Genomic DNA, 20466 nt, shown 5'->3' on the forward strand with positions numbered 1-20466 from the left:
TTGCGAAGTCTTGTGCTGGCGCTCAGGCGCGCGCCACCCAGGCGCCTTCCACCTCGGCCAACTGGCTGCTGATCTGGCCGGCGGCCTCGATGACCGCCGCGCGGAACGGCTCGAGACGGCAATGCTCGGCGCGCACGATCAGGCTCAGCCCGGCCACCACGCGTTGCTCCAGAAAAATCGGCGCAGCAATGCCTATGGTCCCCGGCGTGATCTCGGAATCGCTGACGGCGACGCCCGCCTCGCGGATGGCATCGAGTTCCAGGCACAGGTCCTTCAGGCTCTTCCAGTGCGAAATGGCGCGCACTTCCTCTTCGTGGGCCAGGTACATGCGCTCCAGGGCGCGGCGGCTCTGGTGCGCCAGGATGACTTTGGAGGTCGCGCCGCGGAACATCGGCATGGTGGCGCCGCGTTCGTAGCGGCCCACGCGCGCGGCCGGGTCGCCGATTTCCTGGTGGATGCACATGACCTTGTCCTGGTAGCTGCGCGTGAGCACCGAGGCCGACGAGGGCGTGGTGGCCTCCACCAGCCGCCGCATCAGCGGCTCCGCCACCTTGAGCAAGGGGTCGCCATGGCGCATCAGCAGGTCGAAATGGGCAAACGTGGGCCCCAGCACGTAGCGCGCGCCCATCACCGGGGTCAGGAAATCCGCGCGCACCAGTTCCTGCACGTCGCGATAGGCCGAGCTGACGGACACATCCATTTCAACGGCGATTTCCTCCACCGACCATGCGGCGCTCCTGTCATAGAGCTGCAGGATGTGCAGTATCCGGTTGCGCGTCCTGATTTCACCCGCCACGTCGCCCTCTCTTTGTTGTTGCGCCTTTACGGCCCGCAATTTCGCATCCATTGCGAAATTTAATTTCTCCGCGATTCTAGCAGCGTCATCCCTCCCTCTGCCCCGGGGCCGTGGCGCGAAATCGCGGGGGGCTTGCCAAAGCGTCAACTCGATGCAAAAATTCATTTAATCGCAATGGTTGCGAATTTAATGTTTTTTGCAAAGGCGCATCATGGCAATCGATGGAACCTCCGAAACACGCATTCCGGTCACCTTGCTGACGGGATTCCTGGGCAGCGGCAAGACCACTCTGCTGAATCACTGGCTGCGCGATCCGGCGCTGGCCGATGCGGCGGTCATCGTCAACGAGTTTGGCGAGATCGGCATCGATCACGCGCTGATCGCCAGCAGTAACGACAACACCATCGAACTGAGCACGGGATGCCTGTGCTGCACCGTGCAGGGCGATCTGGTCGAGACGCTGCGCGATTTGCGCGCCAAGCGCAGCGCTGGCCAGATTCCGGCCTTCGACCGCGTCCTGATCGAGACCACGGGCATGGCCGACGTGGTGCCGGTCATCCAGGCCTTGATGACGTTTCCGGTGGCGCGCTCGTTTCGCCTGAACCGCGTGCTGACCGTGGTGGATGCCGTCAACGGGCCAGGCACCCTGGCGGCACACCCGGAAGCCATCAAGCAGGTGGCTGTGGCCGATGCCTTGATCGTCACCAAGACCGACCTGCCGGACGCGCGCGCCACGGCGCTTGTGGACACGCTTGCGCAAGTCAACCCCGGCGCCACGCGCCTGGTCTGCGACCCCGCCGCCCGGCCGGACGCCACCGTGCTGGACGGAGCCGACGTCTATGACGTGGATGTGCGCCCGGAGCAGGCGCGGCAATGGCTCAATGCCGCGCCCTACGCGGACGGGCATGGGCATGGGCACCACCATGAACACACGCATGCGCATGACCATGCGCGCATCGACAGCTTCTGCCTGGACTTCGCCGACCCCTTGCACTGGTCCCAGGTCAGCGCCTGGCTGGATGCGCTGGTCATGGCGCATCCCGACGAGCTGCTGCGCGTCAAGGGCATCCTGCACATAGCCGGCCACGAACGGCCCATCGTGCTGCAAGCGGTGCAGCGCCTGTTCCATCCGCCTGTCGAGTTGCCGCAATGGCCGGACGCGGACCGGCAATCCCGCATGGTTTTCATTACCAAAGGCCTGAGCAAGGACTACGTCATGCAGGTCTGGGACACGGTGCGCGAGCGCGCCCTCCCGCCTGCCGCCCGCGCGGCCTGATCGTTTCGGCATTCCCCATCACAAGGAAAACAGCATGGACACTTTGATCAAGAACGGCCTGGTGGTCACTCCCCAGGGACAGGTGCGCGCCTCTATCGGCATCCGCGACGGCAAGATCGCCGGCTTGTACGAGGCAGGCAGCGAACCCGAGGCGCGCAACGTCATCGACGCCAGCGGCCTGGCCGTATTGCCGGGCGCGATCGACATGCACTCGCACCACCGCCAGGGCTCGCAGAAGGGGTTCGAGTACAAGGACACCATCCTCACCGCCACGCAGCAATGCGCCGCTGGCGGCGTTACCACCAGCGTGGGCATGCCCAACGTCAATCCGCCGCCCAACTCGCTGGACCTGCTGGAAAAGCAGTTCGCCATCTACCGCAGCGATGCCGTGGTCGACTGGAACTTCAACCCGGCGCCGACGATAGAGTCGGAAATGGAAGCCATGACCGCCACGGGTATCGCCGCGTTCAAGATCTTCATGGTGGTGGACACGGGCCGAGACTACCCGCACATGCCCGGCATCGGCGTGCATGATCACGGCAAGCTGCTGCGCATCATGCAGCGCTGCGCCGAACTGGACGTGCCCTTGATGGTGCATCCCCACGACCAGGCCCTGATGGACGTGATCGAACAGACCTACTGGGACCGGGGCGAACGTGACGCTCTCGCCTATGCGCGCGCCTACGCCGCCCACGATGGCGTGATCTGGGAAACCGCCATTGCCACGCTGCTGCGGCTGCAGAAGGCGGCCGGCTGCCACCTGCACATCCTGCACACCCAGACCGCCGGCAGCGTGCAGCTCATCCGCGAGGCCAAGGCGGCAGGCCAGAAGGTCACCTGCGAAATCAATCCCTGGGCCCTGTTCCTGGGTTGCGAATGGTCGGCCATCCAGCGCCTGGGCTCGTATGCGCTGTCGTACTGGGTGCCGGAGAAGAACGTGCCCGGCTTGTGGGAAGGCCTGAACGACGGAACGATCGACATCATCGCCACCGACCATGCGCCGCACACGCGCGAAGAAAAGGAAGTGGGCTGGACCGATGGCTGGAAAGCCCATACCGGCACGCCATCGACGCAGTTCTACCTGAGCATGTTCCTGACGGCGGCCCAGGAAGGCAAGATCAGCCTGGAGCGCGTAGCCGAGGCATGTTCGGCCAAGCCCGCGGAATTGTTCCGACTGCGCAGCAAGGGTGAAATCCGCGCGGGCCTGGACGCCGATCTGGTGCTGGTCGATCTGGAGACGGAATACGAGGTGCGTGACGAGGACGTGCTCAGCCTGGTGGGCTGGAGCCCCTATGCCGGCCGCCGCCTCAAGGGCAAGCCGGTGCACACGCTGGTGCGCGGCGCCACGGTGTACGCGGACGGTAAAGTGGTCGGCGCCAAGGGCGGCGGCCAGATGGCTGCCGCGGTACGCTGAAGCCCAGGCCGCGCATCACTACGACACAAGGGGAAAACATCATGAATCGTCGTCAGTTCTCGCGGCTGCTGGCTTCTGCGCCATTGCTGCTGCCCACGTTGGTCCGCGCCCAGGATGGGACCGCCATCACGTTGATCGTGCCGTATCCGCCTGGCGGCAATACCGACTACGTGGCGCGCATTACCTCCGATTCGCTACGCCGCACCCTGGGTTCATCGGTCGTCGTGAAGAACCAGGCCGGCGCAGGCGGCACTATTGCCACCGATGCGCTGATACGCTCGCGCAACGACGGCAACACGCTGATGGTGGGCTCCATCGGCCAGGTTTCGCTGGTGCGGTTTTTGTTCAATGTGCGTTACGACCCGTTGAACGATCTGGTGCCGGTCGCCAACATCGCCAGCAATCCGCTGGTGCTCACGGTGCCGTCCAGTTCGCGTTTCCAGAGCCTGGCGCAACTGATCGAGTATGGCCGGGCCAAGCCGGGCGCGCTGACCGTCGCGCACGGCGGCGAAGGGTCGATGTCGCACATGTCGGTGCTGGTGTTTCTCAAGCGCGCGGGTGTCGAGGCGACACTGATCGGCTACCGGGGCGGCGCCCCCGCCCTGCTCGACACCATGGGCGGCACGACCGATCTTTACTCGGCCAACATCTCCGAAATCCTGCCGTACAAGGACAGCGGCCGCATTCGTTTCCTGGGCGTGTCCAGCCGCCAGCCCGTGCCTCAGTTGCCCGGCGTGCCGGCCATCGCCGACACCATCTCCGGACACGAGATCGAAACCTGGAACGGCCTGTTCGCGCCCCCTGGCACGCCCGCCGAAGTGGTGGACAGGCTGGCCGACGCCGTGCAGGTCATGCTGCGCGACCCGGAGGTGCTCAGTAAATTCGACGCGTCCGGCAGCCAGCCGCGGGCAGGCGAAGTAAAGGAGAAGTTCGCCCGGCGCATCCGCGACGACATCGCGCTATGGACGCCGCTGGTGTCCCTGATCGGGGTCAAGCCGGCGAACTGAGGCGGCCGGCGTCGCGAAAAAAAGCCCGCAAGACACGCTGTCTTGCGGGCTTTTTCGCATGCCAGGGCGGCGCCTGCCATGCTCATCGCGTCACTCTTCGCCAGCCGCCTTGGTCAGCGACATGCCCAGCTGCACGCGGCGCTGCAGCCACAGGCTGGGGCGATAGCGTGGATCGCCGGTCACGCGCTGCATGCTCTTGAGGATTTCCAGGATGCGGTCGGCGCCGAGCTTGTCGCCCAGGGCCAGCGGGCCCACCGGATAACCCAGGCCCAGCGTCACCGCCAGGTCGATGTCCTTGGGCGTGGCGATCTGCTGCTGCGCGATGTCGCTGGCGATGTTGACGATGGTGGCGACGATGCGCTGGGCGATGAAGCCAGGCGAATCCTCGATCACCGTGACGGGCACGCCGTCCGCAGCCAGCAGCGCGTGCGCGGCGTCGCGCCACTTGGCTTCGGTGGCGGGCGACACCATGATGGTGCGGCGCTTGGCGCTGTCGAAGGCGTAGAGCGTGTCCAGGCCGACCGTGCGGGCCGCGTTCAGGCCTTGCGCGGAAACGGTGGTGGAGACGTCTTCGCCGTAGGGCGTGACCAGGATGAGCGCGTCGGCGTCGGGCGTCGAACCGGTCACCAGCGTGGCGCCCAGCTTTTCGACCAACGCGGCGGCGCGGGCGTAGCCTTCACCGTGCTTGGGGCTGACCCAGACCTTCAGGTTTTCGGGCAGCGCCGGCACGGGCGGCTCGGCCGGCACCTGCTTCTGGCCGTCGGCGTAGACGTAGAAACCTTCGCCGGCCTTGCGGCCGATCAGCCCGCCCGCCAGGCGCACGGTGGTGATGGGCGAAGGACGGAAGCGCGGCTCGTCGAAGAACTGGCGGTAGATGGATTCCATGACGGGGTGCGACACGTCCAGCGCCGTCAGGTCCAGCAGTTCGAACGGACCCATGCGGAAACCGGCCTGCTCGCGCATCACGGCGTCGACCTGGGCGAAGGTCGCCACGGCTTCCTGCGCCACGCGTAGGCCTTCGGTATTCATGCCGCGGCCAGCGTGGTTGACGATGAAGCCCGGCATGTCCTTGGCGCGCACGGGCGTGTGGCCCATGCGGCGCGCCAGCTCGGCCAGCGCGTCGCCGACTTCGGGCGCGCTGCGCAGGCCGTCGATGACTTCGACCACCTTCATCAGCGCGACCGGGTTGAAGAAGTGGTAGCCGGCCACGCGCTGCGGCCGCTTGCAGGCGGCGGCGATGGCGGTGATCGACAGCGACGAGGTGTTCGACGCCAGGATGCAATCTTCGGCCACCACGCCTTCCAGCGCGGCAAACAGGTCACGCTTGACGTCCAGGCGTTCGACGATGGCTTCCACCACCAGCTGGCAGTTGGACATGTCGGTCAGCGCGGTGGCGGATTCCACGCGTTCCAGCGCGGCCTGCGCGTCGGCCGCGCTCAGCTTGCCCTTCTGGGCCAGCTTGTCCCATGTCTGGCGCAACGATTCGCGCGCAGCCGCCACGGCATCGGCGCTGGTGTCGTACAGGCGCACGCGCAGCCCGGCCTGCGCCGCGATCTGCGCGATGCCGCGCCCCATGGCCCCGGCGCCGACGACGCCGATGGTTTGAATCTCCTTCATCAACACTCTCCTGCTTTTATTGGATGGGGTTCAGGCCCGGCTTTGCGCCAGCGCCAGGATTTCTTCGGCCGACAGGCCCAGCTTCTCGGACAGCACCTGTTCGGTGTGCTCGCCCAGCATGGGCGGCGGACGACGGTACTCGACCGGGCTGTCGGAAAACTTCAGCGGGCTGGAGGCAATGGGCACTGTGCCCGCGGTCGGATGCGGCATTTCGCGCTTCATGCCGCGCGCCAGGACCTGCGGGTCTTCGTAGACCTGGTCCAGCGTGTTGATGGGGCCGGCGGGAACGCCCACGCCTTCCAGCGCGGCCAGCCAGTGGTCGCGCGCGCCGGTGGCCATGCGTTCGGCCAGGAGCGGCACCAGTTCGGCGCGGTTCTTCACGCGCTGCGGATTGGTGGCAAAGCGCGGATCGGCCGACAGCTCGGGCAGGCCGATCGCGCCGCAGTAGTTGCGGAACTGGCTGTCGTTGCCGACCGCCACGATCAGGTGGCCGTCGCTGGCCGCGAAGACCTGGTAAGGCACCAGGTTCTGGTGCGCATTGCCGGCGCGCTTGGGCGCCACGCCCGAGGTCATGTAATTGAGGTTCTGGTTGGCCAGCATGCTGACCTGGCAGTCCAGCAGCGCCATGTCGATGTGCTGGCCCAGGCCGCTGCGCGAGCGCTCGTGCAGCGCGGCCAGGATGCCCACCGTGGAGTACATGCCGGTCATCAGGTCGGTCACCGCCACGCCCGCTTTCTGCGGCCCGCCGCCGGGCAGGTCATCGCGTTCGCCGGTGATGCTCATCAGCCCGCCCATGCCCTGGATCATGAAGTCATAGCCGGGGCGGCTGGCGTAAGGGCCGGTCTGGCCGAAGCCGGTGATGGAGCAGTAGATCAGGCGCGGGTTGAGCTCCTTCAGGCTTTCGTAGTCCAGGCCGTACTTGGACAGGCCGCCCACCTTGAAGTTTTCAACCAGGATGTCGCTTTGCAGCGCCAGTTCGCGCACCAGCTCGGCGCCGCGCGGCGAGGCGATGTCCAGCGCCACCGACAGCTTGTTGCGGTTGGCGGACAGGTAATACGCAGCTTCGGTGGTGTCGTTGCCCGCCTCGTCCTTCAGGTACGGAGGCCCCCAGGCCCGCGTGTCGTCGCCCGCGCCGGGGCGTTCGATCTTGATGACCTCGGCGCCGAGGTCGGCGAGGTTCTGGGTGCACCAGGGACCCGCCAGGACGCGGGTGAGATCCAGCACGCGTATGCCGGTAAGGGGAGCGGGACGTTGCGACATTAGTCTTTTCGCTAGAAGAGAAATGAAAACGTCCGGCTTGCGGCGGCGCGCAAGCCAGACTGGAATTCCGTCATGCCGGCGGCGCGCGGCCGCTGGCGCGTCATATGCCGGCGCGGCCATGGGCCGTGCGCCGGATCACCGTCAGTCATGCAGGATATTAGCCTCTTGCGCCGGGTCCGCGCTCAGGAATGCGCCTTGATGGTTTCGCGGGCGATCACCAGCTGCTGGATCTGCGAAGTGCCTTCGAAGATGCGGAACAGACGCACGTCGCGGTAGAAGCGCTCGACCGCGTACTCCGACATGTAGCCGGCGCCGCCGTGGATCTGCACCGCACGGTCAGCCACGCGGCCCACCATTTCGGTGGCGTACAGCTTGCAGCAAGCGGCCTGCATGGTGGTGTTCTCGCCGCGGTCGCGCATGCGGGCGGCGTCCAGCACCATGCAGCGCGCGGCGTAGAGTTCGGCCTGGCTGTCGGCGATCATGGCCTGGATCAGCTGGAATTCGGCGATGGGTTGGCCGAATTGCTTACGCTCAATGGCGTACTTCACGGCATCGCTCAGCAGGCGGTCGGCGATGCCCACGCACAGCGCCGAGATATGCAGGCGGCCCTTGTCCAGCACCCGCATCGAGGTGCGGAAACCGTTGCCCTCTTCGCCGCCCAGCAGCGCGCTGGCCGGGACGCGGCAGTTGTCGAACACCACGTCGCTGGTCAGGGCGCCGGCCTGGCCCATCTTCTTGTCGGGCTTGCCGATGGTCAGGCCCGGCGTGCCTGCTTCGACCAGGAAGCACGAAATGGAATTGGCGCGGCGTTCCGGCGCGGTGCGGGCCATGACAGAGAACAGGCCGGCGATGGGCGCGTTGGTGATGTAGCGCTTGGTGCCGTTGAGCACGTAGCTGTCACCATCGCGCACCGCGGACAGGCGCAGCGCCATTGCGTCGGAACCTGCGTCGGGTTCGGTCAGCGCGAACGAGCCGATCAATTCGCCGCTGGCCAGCTTGGGCAGGTAGCGGGCGCGCTGCTCGTCGGTACCGGCCAGCACGATGGCCTGCGAGCCGATGCCGATGTTGGTGCCGGCCAGCGAACGGAACGCGGGCGAGGTCTGCCCCAGTTCGAAGACCACTCGCACTTCCTCTTCCATGGTGAGGCCCAGGCCGCCATGGTCGGGCGAGATGGACAGGCCGAACAGGCCCAGGTCGCGCATCTCGTTGACGATGTCGGGCGGCACCTGGCCGCTTTCGGCGAGTTCGTCTTCGGCGGGGATCAGGCGTTCGTGCACGAAGCGGCGCACGGCGTCCAGCAACAGGTTCAGGGTTTCGGTATCGAGGGCCATGGTGGGAGTCTCAAGAAGATACGGGGCAAGCCGGGGACAGCCGCGCCTCAGGCGCGCATGCCTCCGACCAATAGATCGAAATAGCCGGCGGCGATGGCTTCGGCGCTGTCGCCCTGGCCGGGCTTGTACCAGCGCACCATCCAGTTCAGCATGGACAGCACGGCGCGGCCCGCGGCGGCCACGTCCAGCGCGCGGAACTCGCCGGCGGCGACGCCTTGCGCGATCAGTTCGCGCAGGCGCTTCTCGTAGCCGTCGCGCAGCCGGGCGGCGTCTTCGCGTTCGGTCAGGGCCATGCCGGAATAGCCGATCAGCATGGTGACGAATTCGGCGTGGTGCTGCTCGAAGTAGCGCGCGTGGCCCACCATGAAGGCGCGCAGCCGGGCCGTGGCGCCCTCCGCCCGCGCCACATCCTGGGCGACGGCCTGCGTCAGGCCGCTGAGCACGGCCAGGATGATGGCGTCGTAGATGTCCTGCTTGGTGGTGTAGTAGTGGTAGATGGCCGCCTTGGACACGCCGAGCGCGCCGGCCAGGTCGGATACCGAACTGCCGTCGTAGCCGCTTTGGGCAAAGAGCTTGGCGGCTTCTTCCAGGATGCGTTCGCGCGGGGCCGCCACGGTGGGCGGCCGGCCGGCGCGGGCGCGTTTCTGGGCGGGAGGGGCGGAGGTCGCCATGGCAGCCTTTGCAAGGGCCGCGCCGCAGCTGCCGGAGGGACTCGCGTACCTCCATTGACAGCGCTTCAGCGCATGCCGTTTAATAAGGATTAATTAATTACCGGACGGTCGGTAGGTAATTATAGGCACACCCGCCAACGGTGTTCAAGTCCCGATGTTCAAGTTCTCCCGTGACCTTTTTCCGCGACGAAGCCATGCCCCACTCTCTCGTGACTGATTTGTACGGCCAGATGTCCCTGCCGGTCATCTGCGCCCCGATGTTCATCGTGTCCAATCCCAAGCTGGTGGTGGCGCAGTGCACCAGCGGCATCGTGGGGTCGTTCCCCGCGCTGAACGCGCGTCCGCAGAGCCTGCTGACCGACTGGCTGGACGAAGTCCAGGCCGGCCTGGCGTCGCACCGCGAGGCCAACCCCGGCGCGACGGTGGCGCCGTTTGCGGTCAACCAGATCATCCATCAGTCCAACGACCGGCTGGAGCAGGACCTGGCCGTGTGCGCCAGCCACCGCGTGCCGCTCATCATCACCAGCCTGCGCGCCCCCGGCGACCTGGTCAAAGGCATCCATGACTGGGGCGGCAAGGTGTTCCATGACGTGACCACCATCCGCCACGCCGAAAAGGCGCTGGAAGCTGGCGTGGACGGCCTGATCCTGGTGTGCGCCGGCGCTGGCGGCCATGCGGGCACGCTCAGCCCCTTCGCGCTGGTGTCCGAAGTGCGCCGCTTCTATGACGGCCCGCTGATCCTGTCGGGCGCGATCACCTCGGGTGCGCACATCCTGGCCGCGCAGGCCATGGGCGCGGACTTCGCCTATATGGGTACGCGCTTCATCGCCAGCGAGGAAGCCAACGCCAGCGAAGGCTACAAGTCCGCCATCGTGGACGCCAGCGCCTCGGACATCCTGTATACCCCGTTCTTCACCGGCATTCCCGGCAACTACCTGAAGGCCAGCATCGCCGCCGCCGGCCTGGACCCGGCCAACCTGCCGCAGCCAGACAGCGGCGCGTCCAATTTCGGCTCCACCCGGGTCAAGCCCTGGAAGGACATCTGGGGCGCGGGCCAGGGCGTAGGCGGCATCGCCAGCGTGCTGCCGACCCGCCAGATCGTGGACACGCTGCGCAGCGAATACGCGAACGCCAAGTCCCGCCTGGCCGACGGTTTCGGCGCATGAGCGCCGGCCTGCAGGTCAGCCGTGACGGCGCGGTGCTGACGCTGACCATCAATCGCCCGGACCGCCGCAACGCGCTGGATACGGCCACTTATGCCGCCCTGACCGAGCAGATCACTCTGGCATGCGCCGACACGGCGTTGGCGGCAGTGGTCCTGACCGGCGCGGGCGAGCATTTCACGGCGGGCAATGATTTGCGCGACTTCCAGGCGGAACGCGGCGCAGGCGACAGCGCCGCCTTGACCTTCCTGCGGGCGCTGGTCATGGCGGACGTGCCGGTCATCGCCGCAGTCGAAGGCTATGCCATCGGCATCGGCGTGACCCTGTTGCAGCACTGCGATTTCGTCCACATCGGCGAAGGCGCCACTCTGCGCATGCCGTTCGTGGCGCTGGGGCTGTGCCCGGAAGGCGCTTCCAGCCTGCTGATGCCGCGCCTGGCCGGCGCCCGCCGCGCCGCTGAATGGCTGTTGCAGGGCAAGGCCTTCACGGCGCAGGACGCCTGCGACGCCGGGCTGGCCACTTCGGTCACGCCCAAGGGCCAGGCGCTGGCGGCGGCGCAAGCCACCGCCGCCGACCTGGCGCGCCAGCCGCCGGCCGCGCTGCGCCTGACCAAGGCCATGCTGCGCCGCCCGGACCGCCAGGCGATCCAGGACACGCTGGACTATGAAGCCCAGCAATTCCGCATCCGCCTGCAATCCGAGGAAGCGCAGGCGGCGTTCGCGAAGTTCTTCAAGAAGTAGGAAAGCCGGATTGCGCGCCCTAGCCTGGCGCGCGTAATCCGTCGCCTCAGAACGGCGAATCCGGCCGGAAGTTCGGGGCGCGGCGTTCGCGCAGGGACTGGATCCCTTCGCGCACGTCCGGACCGCCAAAGCCCATGAATTCCAGCGCCAGCGACGTATCGAAGCTGGGTCCGGCCATGCGCAGCCAGTTGTTCAGCGAGTACTTGGTCCAGCGGATGGCGGTCTGGGAACCGGCGGCCAGCTTGTTGGCGACCTCGAAGGCGCGGCCGATGAGTTCGGCCTCGTCCACGCACAGCGACACCAGGCCGATGCGCTCGGCTTCCTCGCCGGTCACGGTTTCGCACAGCATCAGGTAGTACTTGGCGCGCGCCATGCCGCAAAGCAGCGGCCAGACGATTGCGGCGTGGTCGCCAGCCGTCACGCCCAGGCGGGTATGGCCGTCGATGATGCGCGCGTCGCGCGCCGCGATTGAGATGTCGGCCAGCAGGCCGGCCACCAGGCCCGCGCCCACGGCCGCGCCATGCATGGCGGACACGATGGGCTTGTTGCAGTTGATGATGTTGTAGACCAGGTCGCGAGCCTCGCGCCAGACGCGGGTGCGCACGTCGAAGTCGTCCGCCATCTGCTGCACCAGGTCCAGGTCGCCCCCGCCCGAAAAGCCCTTGCCCTCGCCGCGGATCACCACCACCCGGGTGTCCGGGTCGGTGTCGATATCGCGCCAGATGTCGGCCAATTCGCGGTGCATGCGGTCATCGGCGGTGGACAGCTTGCCCGGCATGCCGCCCTTGGCGCCCATGATCACCTCCAGCACCCCGCCGGGGTGCCGGCGCAGTTTCAGGGACTCATAGGCGGAATAGTGTTCCAGCGTGATGTCGCTCATGTTCGTCTCCACGTAATCTTGTCTTGAGGCCGGGCCGGATGCCGGCCGGTTTGGGCGCACTATAGTAGATACGCGCTTTCGCGCCACGCCGCCATCCCCAGGAGCCTCAGCCCATGAACACTACCGCCCCGTCCGCCGGCGGCGCCATCGACCGCGCCGCCCTGCCCGCCCTGTTCGCGCCGCGCGGCCAGGACACCCACAAGGGCAGTTTCGGCACAGTGGGCGTGGTGGGCGGCGGCCCGGGCATGACGGGCGCGGCGCTGCTGGCCGCGCGCGCCGCCCTGAAGACCGGCGCCGGCAAGGTGCTGGTCGGCTTCGCCCAGGACACCGCGCCGCTGGCCTGCGATCCGCTGCAGCCCGAACTGATGCTGCGCGACGCCCGCTCGCTGCTGGAACAAGACTGGGGCGTCACCGCCTGGGTGGCGGGCTGCGGCATCGGCACGGGCGCCCTGGCGGCCAACGCCTTGTCCGAACTGTTCGTGCTGCGCCGCGGCTCGCCCCTGGTGTTGGACGCGGACGGCCTGAATCTGCTGGCCCGCGGCGACGTGCAGCCCAACTGGGGCGAGGGCGCCGTGGTGCTGACGCCTCACCCGGCCGAGGCCGGGCGGCTGCTCGGCATGGACACGGCCGAGGTGCAGGCCGACCGGCCGGCCGCCGCCAGGAAACTGGCCCAGCGCTACCGCGCCTGGATCGTGCTGAAGGGCGCGGGCACCGTGGTCTGCTCCCCGGATGGCGATCTGCGGGTCAATACCAGCGGCAATCCGGGGCTCGCCACCGCCGGAACCGGGGACGTATTAGCGGGCATGCTGGGCTCGTTGATCGCCCAGAAGCTGCCGCTGGAGCAGGCGGTCGCCGGGGCAGTCTGGCTGCACGGCGCGGCCGCCGACGCGCTGGTCGCCCAGGGTGTCGGCCCCATCGGACTGACCGCCGGAGAGCTGGCGGATGCCGCCCGCGCCCTGCGCAATGGCGGCTAAGTCCCTGCGGCATAAACATTTTTACAACATATAGGGGTTTACCCTAGAAATGGCATTGCTTTTGTTCTAGGGTTATCCCTATAATGGTTTACCCCAAGACGAAACGGACTGGAGCAAACCATGAGCGAACTGACCCTGAACCACACTGCCCGCCTGACCGACGCGCTGGAGCGTGACCTGCTCCGCGGCGCCCTCGAGAACCAACCGAATTCCCATCCGCTGACCAGCCTGAAGAAGGCCGGCCAAGCCGTAGTGGCAGCTGTTGCCGCCGTGTTTTCCTTCATCGACGAAGTGAACGAGTCGATGAACAAGGCCCGCGCCGCCAGCTCGCGCTTCTCCGGTTCGCAGTGGTAAGCCCTGCCGCGCCGGCCTGAGTCGCGATCGATCTCCCGCGATTCAGCCCGGCGCGACCCCGCCGCAACGCCCGCCGGTTTCCCGGCGCCCCTTGCGGCGGTTCTTCGGCGCCCAGCCCCTCACCCGGGCGCCATCGCGCCGCGCAGGCCTCCAGACGAGGCAGCGCGGCGCCCTCTTTCCCCCTCCCTCTCCGCGTTTTCCCTAGCGCCACGCTTGCCATTGCGCATTGACAGTGCGCGAAGCCCCTACCGATAATCGGCCCCTTGCCGTCGTGCCCGGCGCCAAAACCCCCTGAGCCCCTTCCAGGCGACGCCGCCCGCGCGGCTGGCGCAGGCCGGTTTACACGCAGGCGCGATCCGGTTCGTTCCCCATCCGGAGTTGTCACCATGAAGTTGCGTACCACCCTGGCCCTTGCGGCCGCCGCCATTCCCCTGGCCGCCGCCCAAGCCCAGACGCTGAAGATCGGCCTGTCGGCCGAGCCCACCTCGGCGGACCCCCACTACCACAAGATGACGCAGAACGACGCCTTCTCTGCGCATGTCTACAGTTCCCTGGTGGGCCGCAGCGCCGACATGAAGCTGGTTCCGGCCCTGGCCACCTCCTGGAAGACGCTGGACGACCAGACCTGGGAATTCAAGCTGCGCGACGACGTCAAGTTCTCCAACGGCAAGCCGTTCACGTCCGAAGACGTGCTGTTCACCATCTGCCGCACGCTGAACAACGAAACCAACGTGTCGCAGTCCTATATGGACATGACCAAGCGCATCACCGACGTGCAGACGCCGGACGCGCACACCGTCATCATCAAGACCGGCGAACCCTTCCCGCTGATGCCCGCCGAACTGGCGCGTTCGCTGCCCATCGTCTGGAACGGCATCGTCGAACACGGCAAGCTCACGTTCGACCCCAAGAAGGGTTGCGGCGTGACCGGCCCCTGGCCCACCGTGGCCGACTTCAACAACGGCAAGGACGCCATCGGCACCGGCCCGTACACCCTGAAGTCCTACGTCAAGGGCACCGGCATCGAGCTGGTCCGCAATGAAAACTACTGGGGTCCCAAGCCGTACTGGAAGGAAGTGAAGTTCGTGCCGGTGCCGTCGGCCGGCCCGCGCCTGACCGGCCTCTTGTCCGGCGACTTCGACATGATCGAAAACCCCGCCGCCCGCGACCTGCCGCGCCTGAAGGACAACCCCAAGTTCGGTTTCGTCGCCACCCCGTCGACCCGCCTGGTGTTCTTCCAGCCTGATGTGGGCCGCAACCCGAGCCCCTTCGTCAAGAGCGCCGACGGCAAGAACCCGCTGCAGGACCTGCGCGTGCGCAAGGCGATTTCGATGGCCATCGACCGCAAGACCATCACCGCCCGCATCATGGACGGCATGGCCACGCCCGCCTTCCAGTACATGCCCGACGGCATGTTCGGCGCGCTGCCCCAGGCGCCGGAAATCAAGTTCGACCCGGAAGGCGCCAAGAAGCTGCTGGCCGAAGCCGGCTACCCGAACGGCTTTGAACTGACCCTGTCGTCGACCAACGACCGCTACGTCAACGACGGCCAGGTGGCGCAAGCCGTGGCCCAGTACCTGGCCCGCGTCGGCATCAAGACCAATGTGGACGCCATGACGGCCTCCATCTATTTCCCCAAGCGCGCCAAGCGCGAGTTCAGCTTCTCGATGGGCGGCTGGCCGGCGGAAACGGGTGAAGCCTCGGCCCTGTTCCAGCTGTGGGTGGCATCCCTGGATTCCCCCAACAGCCTGGGCACCAGCAACTACGGCGGCTTCAGCAATGCCGACTTCGACAAGGTCTACAAGGAAGCCATCGTGACGGTGGACGCGCCCAAGCGCGAGAAGCTGTTGCAGCAATCCACCCAGATCGCGCTGGACAACGTGCCGCTGATCCCGCTGCACTTCGAAAGCAGCATCTGGGCCTTCCGCAAGGGCATCACCTACGAAGGCCGCCGCGACCAGTACACGCTGGCCACTTCGGTCACGCCCGAAAAGAAGTAATCAGGTCCGCCTGAACGAAGAACGGCTGCCCCAGGGCAGCCGTTTTTTTGCCTGGGCGGAGGACTTCTGCATCCTTGGCGGACTATGCGGCCGCCCTGCCTTGCAGCGCGTCGTCCAGCTCCCGCGCCAGCAATTCGACAAAGGCCTCGGCCGCTGGCGGCAGCACCCGGCCCGGCATGACCTGGATCTGCAGGGTGCGCGATTGCAGCTCGGCATTGGAAATCGGCACGGCGATCAGCTCGTCGCGCCGCAGGCTCCAGGCCACCGAGATATAGCCGCTGAGCATGATGGCGTCCGACCCGAAGACGAAGCCGTGCAAGGGCGAGGAATCGTTGCAGGTCAGCGCTGGCTCCAGCTGCACCGACTCCAGCGCGCAGCCCATCTCGAACAGCTGGCGCGTAGTGGTGCCCGGCCCGGTCAGCGCCAGCGGATACTGGCTGAGATCCTGCAGGCTGACGCTGGCGCGCCCCGCCAACGGATGGTCGGCCGCCATCACCGCATGCACCGGCGCGCGGCGCGAATAGCGCGGACTGACCCCGCCGATGCGTTCGGCGATGAAGACCATGCCCAGTTCCACGCTGCCTTCGGCCACCCGGCGGCTGACTTCGGCCGGCGACCCCACGTGCAGGTCGAAGCGGATGTTGGGCCAGTCGCGACGAAAACGCGCCATCACCGAGGGCAGGAAGATCCGCGCCACGCCCTCGACCGAGGCCACCCGGATCTCGTTGCGCGCGGCGCCCTTGATGGCGGCGATTTCCTGCAGCACGGAATCGGCTTCCAGCATGGTGCGGCGGGCATGCGCCAGCAGCAGCTGGCCCGCTTCGCTCAAGACCATGCCGCGCGCGGCGCGCTCGAACAGCGGCGCGCCCGCCTCTTCCTCCAGCTTGGCGATCTGCCGGCTGATGGCCGACACCGCCACATGCAGGCGCTCGGACGCGCCGCTCAGGCTGCCCGCCTGGGCGACCTCCAGAAAATACTTCAAGGCGATGCCGTGCACGTCAGCCCTCGCGGTTCTCAGAGAATGGGAATGAGGAACAAGCTTTGCCTTTTCTGCAAAGCTCGAGATAAATATTCTAATTGTAGAGAAAGCAGCCAAGCTCCTAGAATTCGCCCAATACTCAAAGGCGGCGCGCGCCTGACGCGCCCTATATATAAGGGAAAACCCGTGCTAGCAGCCTGTTTCAGCGCCCGTCGCGCCGCGGCGCCCGCTCATGCCGGCCGCTAGCCGCCCCCCCAGCGCCATCGCCTATACAATCCCGTCGCTTCATCGGAGTTCCCATGCCCACGTCCGCCCCCGCGTCCACACCGCGTCCATTTCTACTTGCCTGTCCGAACTTGTCGGCAGAGCGGGTGGGCAACACGGATACCCCGGGGGTCTGGCATTTCGATTCGGGCGTGCCGGGCAAACGCGTCATGCTGAGCGCGCTGATCCACGGCAATGAACTCTGCGGCGCCTGGGCGCTGAAGGACGCGCTGGCGGCGGGCCTGCGCCCGCGCCGCGGTTCGCTGACGCTGGCGTTCTGCAACCTGGCGGCATTCGATCGCTTCGACCCTGCCAATTACGCGCCCGCGCGCTTCGTCGACGAAGACATGAACCGCGTCTGGAGCGACGACAAGCTGAGCGTGCCGACCAGCCAGGAACGCCGCCGCGCCGCCGAGATCCAGCCCTGGGTCGAGCAGGCCGACTGGCTGCTGGATTTCCATTCGATGAGCAATTCCGACGTGCCGCTGCAGCTGACCGGCATGGAGCAACGCAATATCGACCTGGCGCTGGCCCTGGGCAACCCCGCCACCATCATCGCCGACGCCGGCCACGCCGCGGGCGTGCGCATGCGCGACTACGGCCGCTTCGGCGAAGCCGGCGACAACGGCACCCGTTCCCTGCTGATCGAATGCGGCTTCCATGGCGCGCCCGAAGCGCGCGGCGTGGCTGTCGACCAGATGGCGCGCTTCCTGGTGGAAGCGGGCACGGTGGACCGCGGCGACCTGCCCGCGGATTGGTTCGCCCCCGCCGCGTCCACGCAGCGCGCACTGCGCGTGACGCATGCGATCGCCGCCAAGAGCGCCGATTTCCGCTTCGCCCAACCCTGGAAGGGCCTGGAAACGCTGGCCCGCGCCGGCGACCTGATCGGCTGGTCCGAGGGCGAGCCCGTCGTCACGCCTTATGACGATTGCGTGCTGATCATGCCTTCCACCGCCAATCTGCGGCCCGGCGTGACCGTCGTCCGGCTGGCGCAGCCCATCGCCTGAAGACCTGCGGCGGCCCGCCAGGAACGCCGCCCCGCAACACCATAACCAATACAACAAAGGGACAAAATCCATGTCTGCCCAGACGCTCTACCGCAGCATGCTCACGGCCTTCGCCATGGCCGCCTGTACCACCGCGGCCATCGCCCAGGATGCCGCCGGCGTTCTGCGGATCGGCCTGTCGTCCGAGCCGACGTCGATGGATCCGCACTACCACCAGGCCACGCCGAACGATGCGATGACCTCGCACATGTTCGAGACGCTGGTGGGGCAGGATGCCAAGATGAACCTGATCCCGCGCCTGGCCACGGCCTGGAAACCGGTGGACGACACGACCTGGGAATTCACGCTGCGCGATGGCGTCAAGTTTTCCAACGGCCAGCCCTTCACGGCGCAGGACGTGCTGTTCACTTTCTGTCGCGTGGTCAACAACGAGCAGTCCATCAGCAGCTCGTACCCCTCCATCGTGCAGAAGTTCGCCGACGTGCAGGTGCGCGACGGGAACACGCTGGTGATCAAGACGCGCCAGCCCTATCCGCTGCTGCCCAACGACCTGACCCGCATGGGCATGCTGTGGAACGGCATCGCCGAACATGGCCCGATCAGCTTCGACCTGAAGAACAAGTGCGGCGTCACCGGCGCCTGGCCTACCGTGGCCGACTTCAACACCGGCCGCTCCGTGATCGGCACCGGGCCCTACACGCTCAAGAGCTACGTCAAGGGCACCGCCATCGAACTGACGCGCAACGACGCCTACTGGGGCGCGAAGCCGGCATGGAAGGACGTAAAGCTGGTGCCGGTGCCTGCCGCTGGCCCGCGCCTGACCGGCCTCTTGGCGGGCGACTTCGACCTGATCGAAAATCCCGCCGCGCGCGACGTGAAGCGCATTTCGGAAACGCCGGGTTTCGGCCACGTCATCACCCCGTCGGTGCGCGTGGTGTATTTCCAGCCCGACGTGGCGCGCAATCCCAGCCCGGGCGTGAAAGCCGCGGACGGCAAGAACCCGCTGCAGGACGTGCGCGTGCGCCGCGCCATTTCCATGGCCATCGACCGCAAGACCATCGCCGACCGCATCATGGACGGCGCCGCCACGCCGGCCAACCAGTTCCTGCCTGACGGCATGTTCGGCACCCTGCCCAACCCGCCCGCGCTGAACTACGACCCGGCCGCCGCCAAGAAGCTGCTGGCCGAAGCCGGCTACCCGAATGGCTTCGAGCTGACCGTCTCATCGACCAACGACCGCTACATCAACGATGCGCAGGTCACGCAGGCAGTGGCGCAATACCTGTCGCGCGTGGGCATCAAGACCACCGTCGACACCATGACGCGCTCGGTCTACTTCCCCAAGCGCGCCAAGCGCGAGTTCAGCTTCGCCATGGGCGGCTGGTCGTCGGAAACCGGCGAGGCCTCGTCCTTCCTGCAATACTGGGTCAGCGCGTTCGACAAGGAACACGGCCTTGGCACCAGCAACTACGGCGGCTATGACAACCCCGAGTTCGACCGCGTGTTCAAGCGCGCCCTCGTCACCGTGGACCCGGCCGCGCGCGAAAAGCTGCTGCAGGAATCGCTGACGCTGGCGTTGGCCGACCTGCCCAGCATTCCCCTGCATTTCGAAAGCAGCATCTGGGCGTTCCGCAAGGGACTGACCTATGAAGGCCGCGCCGACCAGTACACCCTGGCCATGTCGGCCAAGCCCGCCAAGTAAGACCCTACGCGGCGCCCGCAAACCCTGAGCCCACCAAGGAAATAATCTCGTGGCCTTGTTCATCCTACGCAGACTGATACAGAGTCTGTTCGTGCTGCTGGCCGTTTCGGTCGTGGTCTTCTTCGCGGTCTATGCCGTGGGCGATCCGATCGAACTGCTGGTCAGCCCCGAAGCCAGCCAGGCCGCACGCGAGGCGATGATCGCCCGCCTGGGCCTGGACCTGCCGGTATGGCAGCAATACACAGGATTCCTGTGGCGCGCGCTGCACGGCGACCTGGGCACATCCTTCGTGCACGGCATCCCCGCCATCGAGCTGATCGTGCAGCGCATCCCCGCCACGTTCGAGCTGGTGGTGGTCGCCATCATGCTGACCTGTGTGTTCGGCATTCCGCTGGGGCTGATCGCGGGCCTGTACCGCGACCAGCCGCTGGGCCGCGGCATCATGGCCACTTCGGTGCTGGGCTTTTCGCTGCCGAACTTCTGGCAAGGCATGATGCTGATCCTGCTGTTCGCGGTATGGCTGGGCTGGCTGCCCGCCACCGGCCGCGGCGACACGGTCACCGTGCTGGGCGTGCCGCTGTCCATCCTGACTGCCGATGGCTGGTCGCACCTGATCATGCCGGCCATCAACCTGGCGCTGGCCAACATCGCCCTGGTGCTGCGCCTGACCGCGTCCGGCGTGGTCGAGGCCCGCAGCCAGGACTACGTGAAGTTCGCGCGCGCCAAGGGCGTCAAGCCCGGCCGCATCGTGCGCCGCCACATCCTGCGCAACATCCTGATCCCCGTGGTCACCGTGATCGGCATGGAATTCGGCACCCTCATCGCCTACTCCACCATCACCGAAACCGTGTTCGCCTGGCCAGGCATGGGCAAGCTGCTGATCGACAGCGTCTACCAGCTGGACCGCCCGGTCGTGGTGGCCTACGTGATGCTGGTCACCCTGATCTTCGTGATCATCAACCTGGTTGTGGATATCCTGTACGCCACGCTCGATCCGCGCGTGCAGCTCGTGACTCCCGCTCAATAATCCG

The 20466-nt window shown here is 66.8% G+C and carries 18 protein-coding genes; 11 read left to right on the plus strand and 7 right to left on the minus strand.

Annotation, left to right across the window (positions count from 1 at the left end; translation table 11 throughout):
* Window positions 1–22: 22 nt before the first annotated feature.
* Window positions 23–847 carry an IclR family transcriptional regulator gene (locus tag IB259_RS26010; protein WP_054455132.1) on the minus strand — a complete coding sequence of 275 codons (825 nt, stop codon included), beginning with the start codon at window positions 845–847 and terminating at the stop codon, window positions 23–25.
* 160 nt (window positions 848–1007) lie between these two features.
* On the opposite strand from IB259_RS26010, the gene IB259_RS26015 reads away from it, so the two are divergent.
* Genes IB259_RS26015 through IB259_RS26025 form a run of 3 tightly spaced genes read left to right on the plus strand, consistent with a single transcriptional unit; the run spans window position 1008 to window position 4493 of the window.
* Complete coding sequence (locus tag IB259_RS26015; RefSeq protein WP_192330495.1) at window positions 1008–2072, plus strand: GTP-binding protein; 1065 nt, start codon at window positions 1008–1010, stop codon at window positions 2070–2072.
* A gap of 10 nt (window positions 2073–2082) precedes the next feature.
* Window positions 2083–3486: a dihydroorotase family protein gene (locus IB259_RS26020; protein WP_255423739.1), complete on the plus strand. Its 1404-nt coding sequence runs from the start codon at window positions 2083–2085 to the stop codon at window positions 3484–3486.
* Window positions 3487–3527: 41 nt separating this feature from the next.
* On the plus strand, window positions 3528–4493 hold the full coding sequence (locus IB259_RS26025; RefSeq protein ID WP_119452137.1) for a tripartite tricarboxylate transporter substrate binding protein: 966 nt from the start codon (window positions 3528–3530) through the stop codon (window positions 4491–4493).
* 90 nt (window positions 4494–4583) lie between these two features.
* Here the strand turns inward: IB259_RS26025 and IB259_RS26030 are convergent, their stop codons facing one another.
* The 4 genes from IB259_RS26030 to IB259_RS26045 all read right to left on the minus strand — a co-directional run bounded on the left by IB259_RS26030 (window position 4584) and on the right by IB259_RS26045 (window position 9372).
* Window positions 4584–6110: a 3-hydroxyacyl-CoA dehydrogenase gene (locus IB259_RS26030; protein WP_054455140.1), complete on the minus strand. Its 1527-nt coding sequence runs from the start codon at window positions 6108–6110 to the stop codon at window positions 4584–4586.
* 30 nt (window positions 6111–6140) lie between these two features.
* On the minus strand, window positions 6141–7370 hold the full coding sequence (locus IB259_RS26035) for a CaiB/BaiF CoA-transferase family protein (RefSeq protein ID WP_054455142.1): 1230 nt from the start codon (window positions 7368–7370) through the stop codon (window positions 6141–6143).
* Between the two features lie 182 nt (window positions 7371–7552).
* On the minus strand, window positions 7553–8701 hold the full coding sequence (locus IB259_RS26040) for an acyl-CoA dehydrogenase family protein (RefSeq protein WP_054455144.1): 1149 nt from the start codon (window positions 8699–8701) through the stop codon (window positions 7553–7555).
* 47 nt (window positions 8702–8748) lie between these two features.
* Entirely contained in the window at window positions 8749–9372 is a 624-nt protein-coding gene (locus IB259_RS26045) for a TetR/AcrR family transcriptional regulator (protein WP_054455146.1), read from the minus strand.
* 194 nt (window positions 9373–9566) lie between these two features.
* On the opposite strand from IB259_RS26045, the gene IB259_RS26050 reads away from it, so the two are divergent.
* Both IB259_RS26050 and IB259_RS26055 read left to right on the plus strand, forming a co-directional pair.
* Window positions 9567–10538, plus strand: a complete 972-nt coding sequence (locus IB259_RS26050; RefSeq protein WP_192330497.1) for a nitronate monooxygenase family protein — start codon at window positions 9567–9569, stop codon at window positions 10536–10538.
* The gene (locus IB259_RS26055; RefSeq protein ID WP_054455148.1) at window positions 10535–11275 is read left to right on the plus strand and encodes an enoyl-CoA hydratase-related protein; all 741 of its coding nucleotides are present in this window, start codon (window positions 10535–10537) and stop codon (window positions 11273–11275) included. The genes IB259_RS26050 and IB259_RS26055 overlap by 4 nt, the downstream gene beginning before the upstream one ends.
* Before the next feature lie 46 nt (window positions 11276–11321).
* On the opposite strand, the gene IB259_RS26060 is transcribed toward IB259_RS26055, so the two are convergent.
* Window positions 11322–12155 carry an enoyl-CoA hydratase/isomerase family protein gene (locus IB259_RS26060; protein WP_054455150.1) on the minus strand — a complete coding sequence of 278 codons (834 nt, stop codon included), beginning with the start codon at window positions 12153–12155 and terminating at the stop codon, window positions 11322–11324.
* 113 nt (window positions 12156–12268) lie between these two features.
* Between IB259_RS26060 and IB259_RS26065 the strand changes: the two genes are divergently transcribed.
* The 3 genes from IB259_RS26065 (at window position 12269) to IB259_RS26075 (ending at window position 15483) form a co-directional block, all read left to right on the plus strand.
* A complete protein-coding gene (locus IB259_RS26065; protein ID WP_192330499.1) occupies window positions 12269–13129 on the plus strand; it encodes an NAD(P)H-hydrate dehydratase in 861 nt (286 codons plus the stop codon).
* A 120-nt stretch (window positions 13130–13249) separates the two neighbouring features.
* Window positions 13250–13483: a hypothetical protein gene (locus tag IB259_RS26070; protein ID WP_054455155.1), complete on the plus strand. Its 234-nt coding sequence runs from the start codon at window positions 13250–13252 to the stop codon at window positions 13481–13483.
* Between the two features lie 386 nt (window positions 13484–13869).
* Window positions 13870–15483 (plus strand): ABC transporter substrate-binding protein, encoded by a 1614-nt coding sequence (locus IB259_RS26075; protein ID WP_054455157.1) that lies wholly within the window; start codon window positions 13870–13872, stop codon window positions 15481–15483.
* An 82-nt stretch (window positions 15484–15565) separates the two neighbouring features.
* On the opposite strand, the gene IB259_RS26080 is transcribed toward IB259_RS26075, so the two are convergent.
* The gene (locus tag IB259_RS26080) at window positions 15566–16480 is read right to left on the minus strand and encodes a LysR family transcriptional regulator (protein WP_054455159.1); all 915 of its coding nucleotides are present in this window, start codon (window positions 16478–16480) and stop codon (window positions 15566–15568) included.
* Window positions 16481–16761: 281 nt separating this feature from the next.
* Between IB259_RS26080 and IB259_RS26085 the strand changes: the two genes are divergently transcribed.
* The 3 genes from IB259_RS26085 (at window position 16762) to IB259_RS26095 (ending at window position 20462) form a co-directional block, all read left to right on the plus strand.
* Entirely contained in the window at window positions 16762–17733 is a 972-nt protein-coding gene (locus IB259_RS26085; protein ID WP_054455161.1) for a succinylglutamate desuccinylase/aspartoacylase family protein, read from the plus strand.
* Window positions 17734–17803: 70 nt separating this feature from the next.
* Entirely contained in the window at window positions 17804–19435 is a 1632-nt protein-coding gene (locus IB259_RS26090) for an ABC transporter substrate-binding protein (protein WP_192330501.1), read from the plus strand.
* Window positions 19436–19484: 49 nt separating this feature from the next.
* Window positions 19485–20462, plus strand: a complete 978-nt coding sequence (locus tag IB259_RS26095; RefSeq protein WP_054455165.1) for an ABC transporter permease — start codon at window positions 19485–19487, stop codon at window positions 20460–20462.
* The last annotated feature ends 4 nt before the right edge of the window (window positions 20463–20466 follow it).

The organism is Achromobacter sp. ACM04 (assembly GCF_014851465.1).
GTDB classification, from domain to species: domain Bacteria; phylum Pseudomonadota; class Gammaproteobacteria; order Burkholderiales; family Burkholderiaceae_B; genus Achromobacter; species Achromobacter aegrifaciens.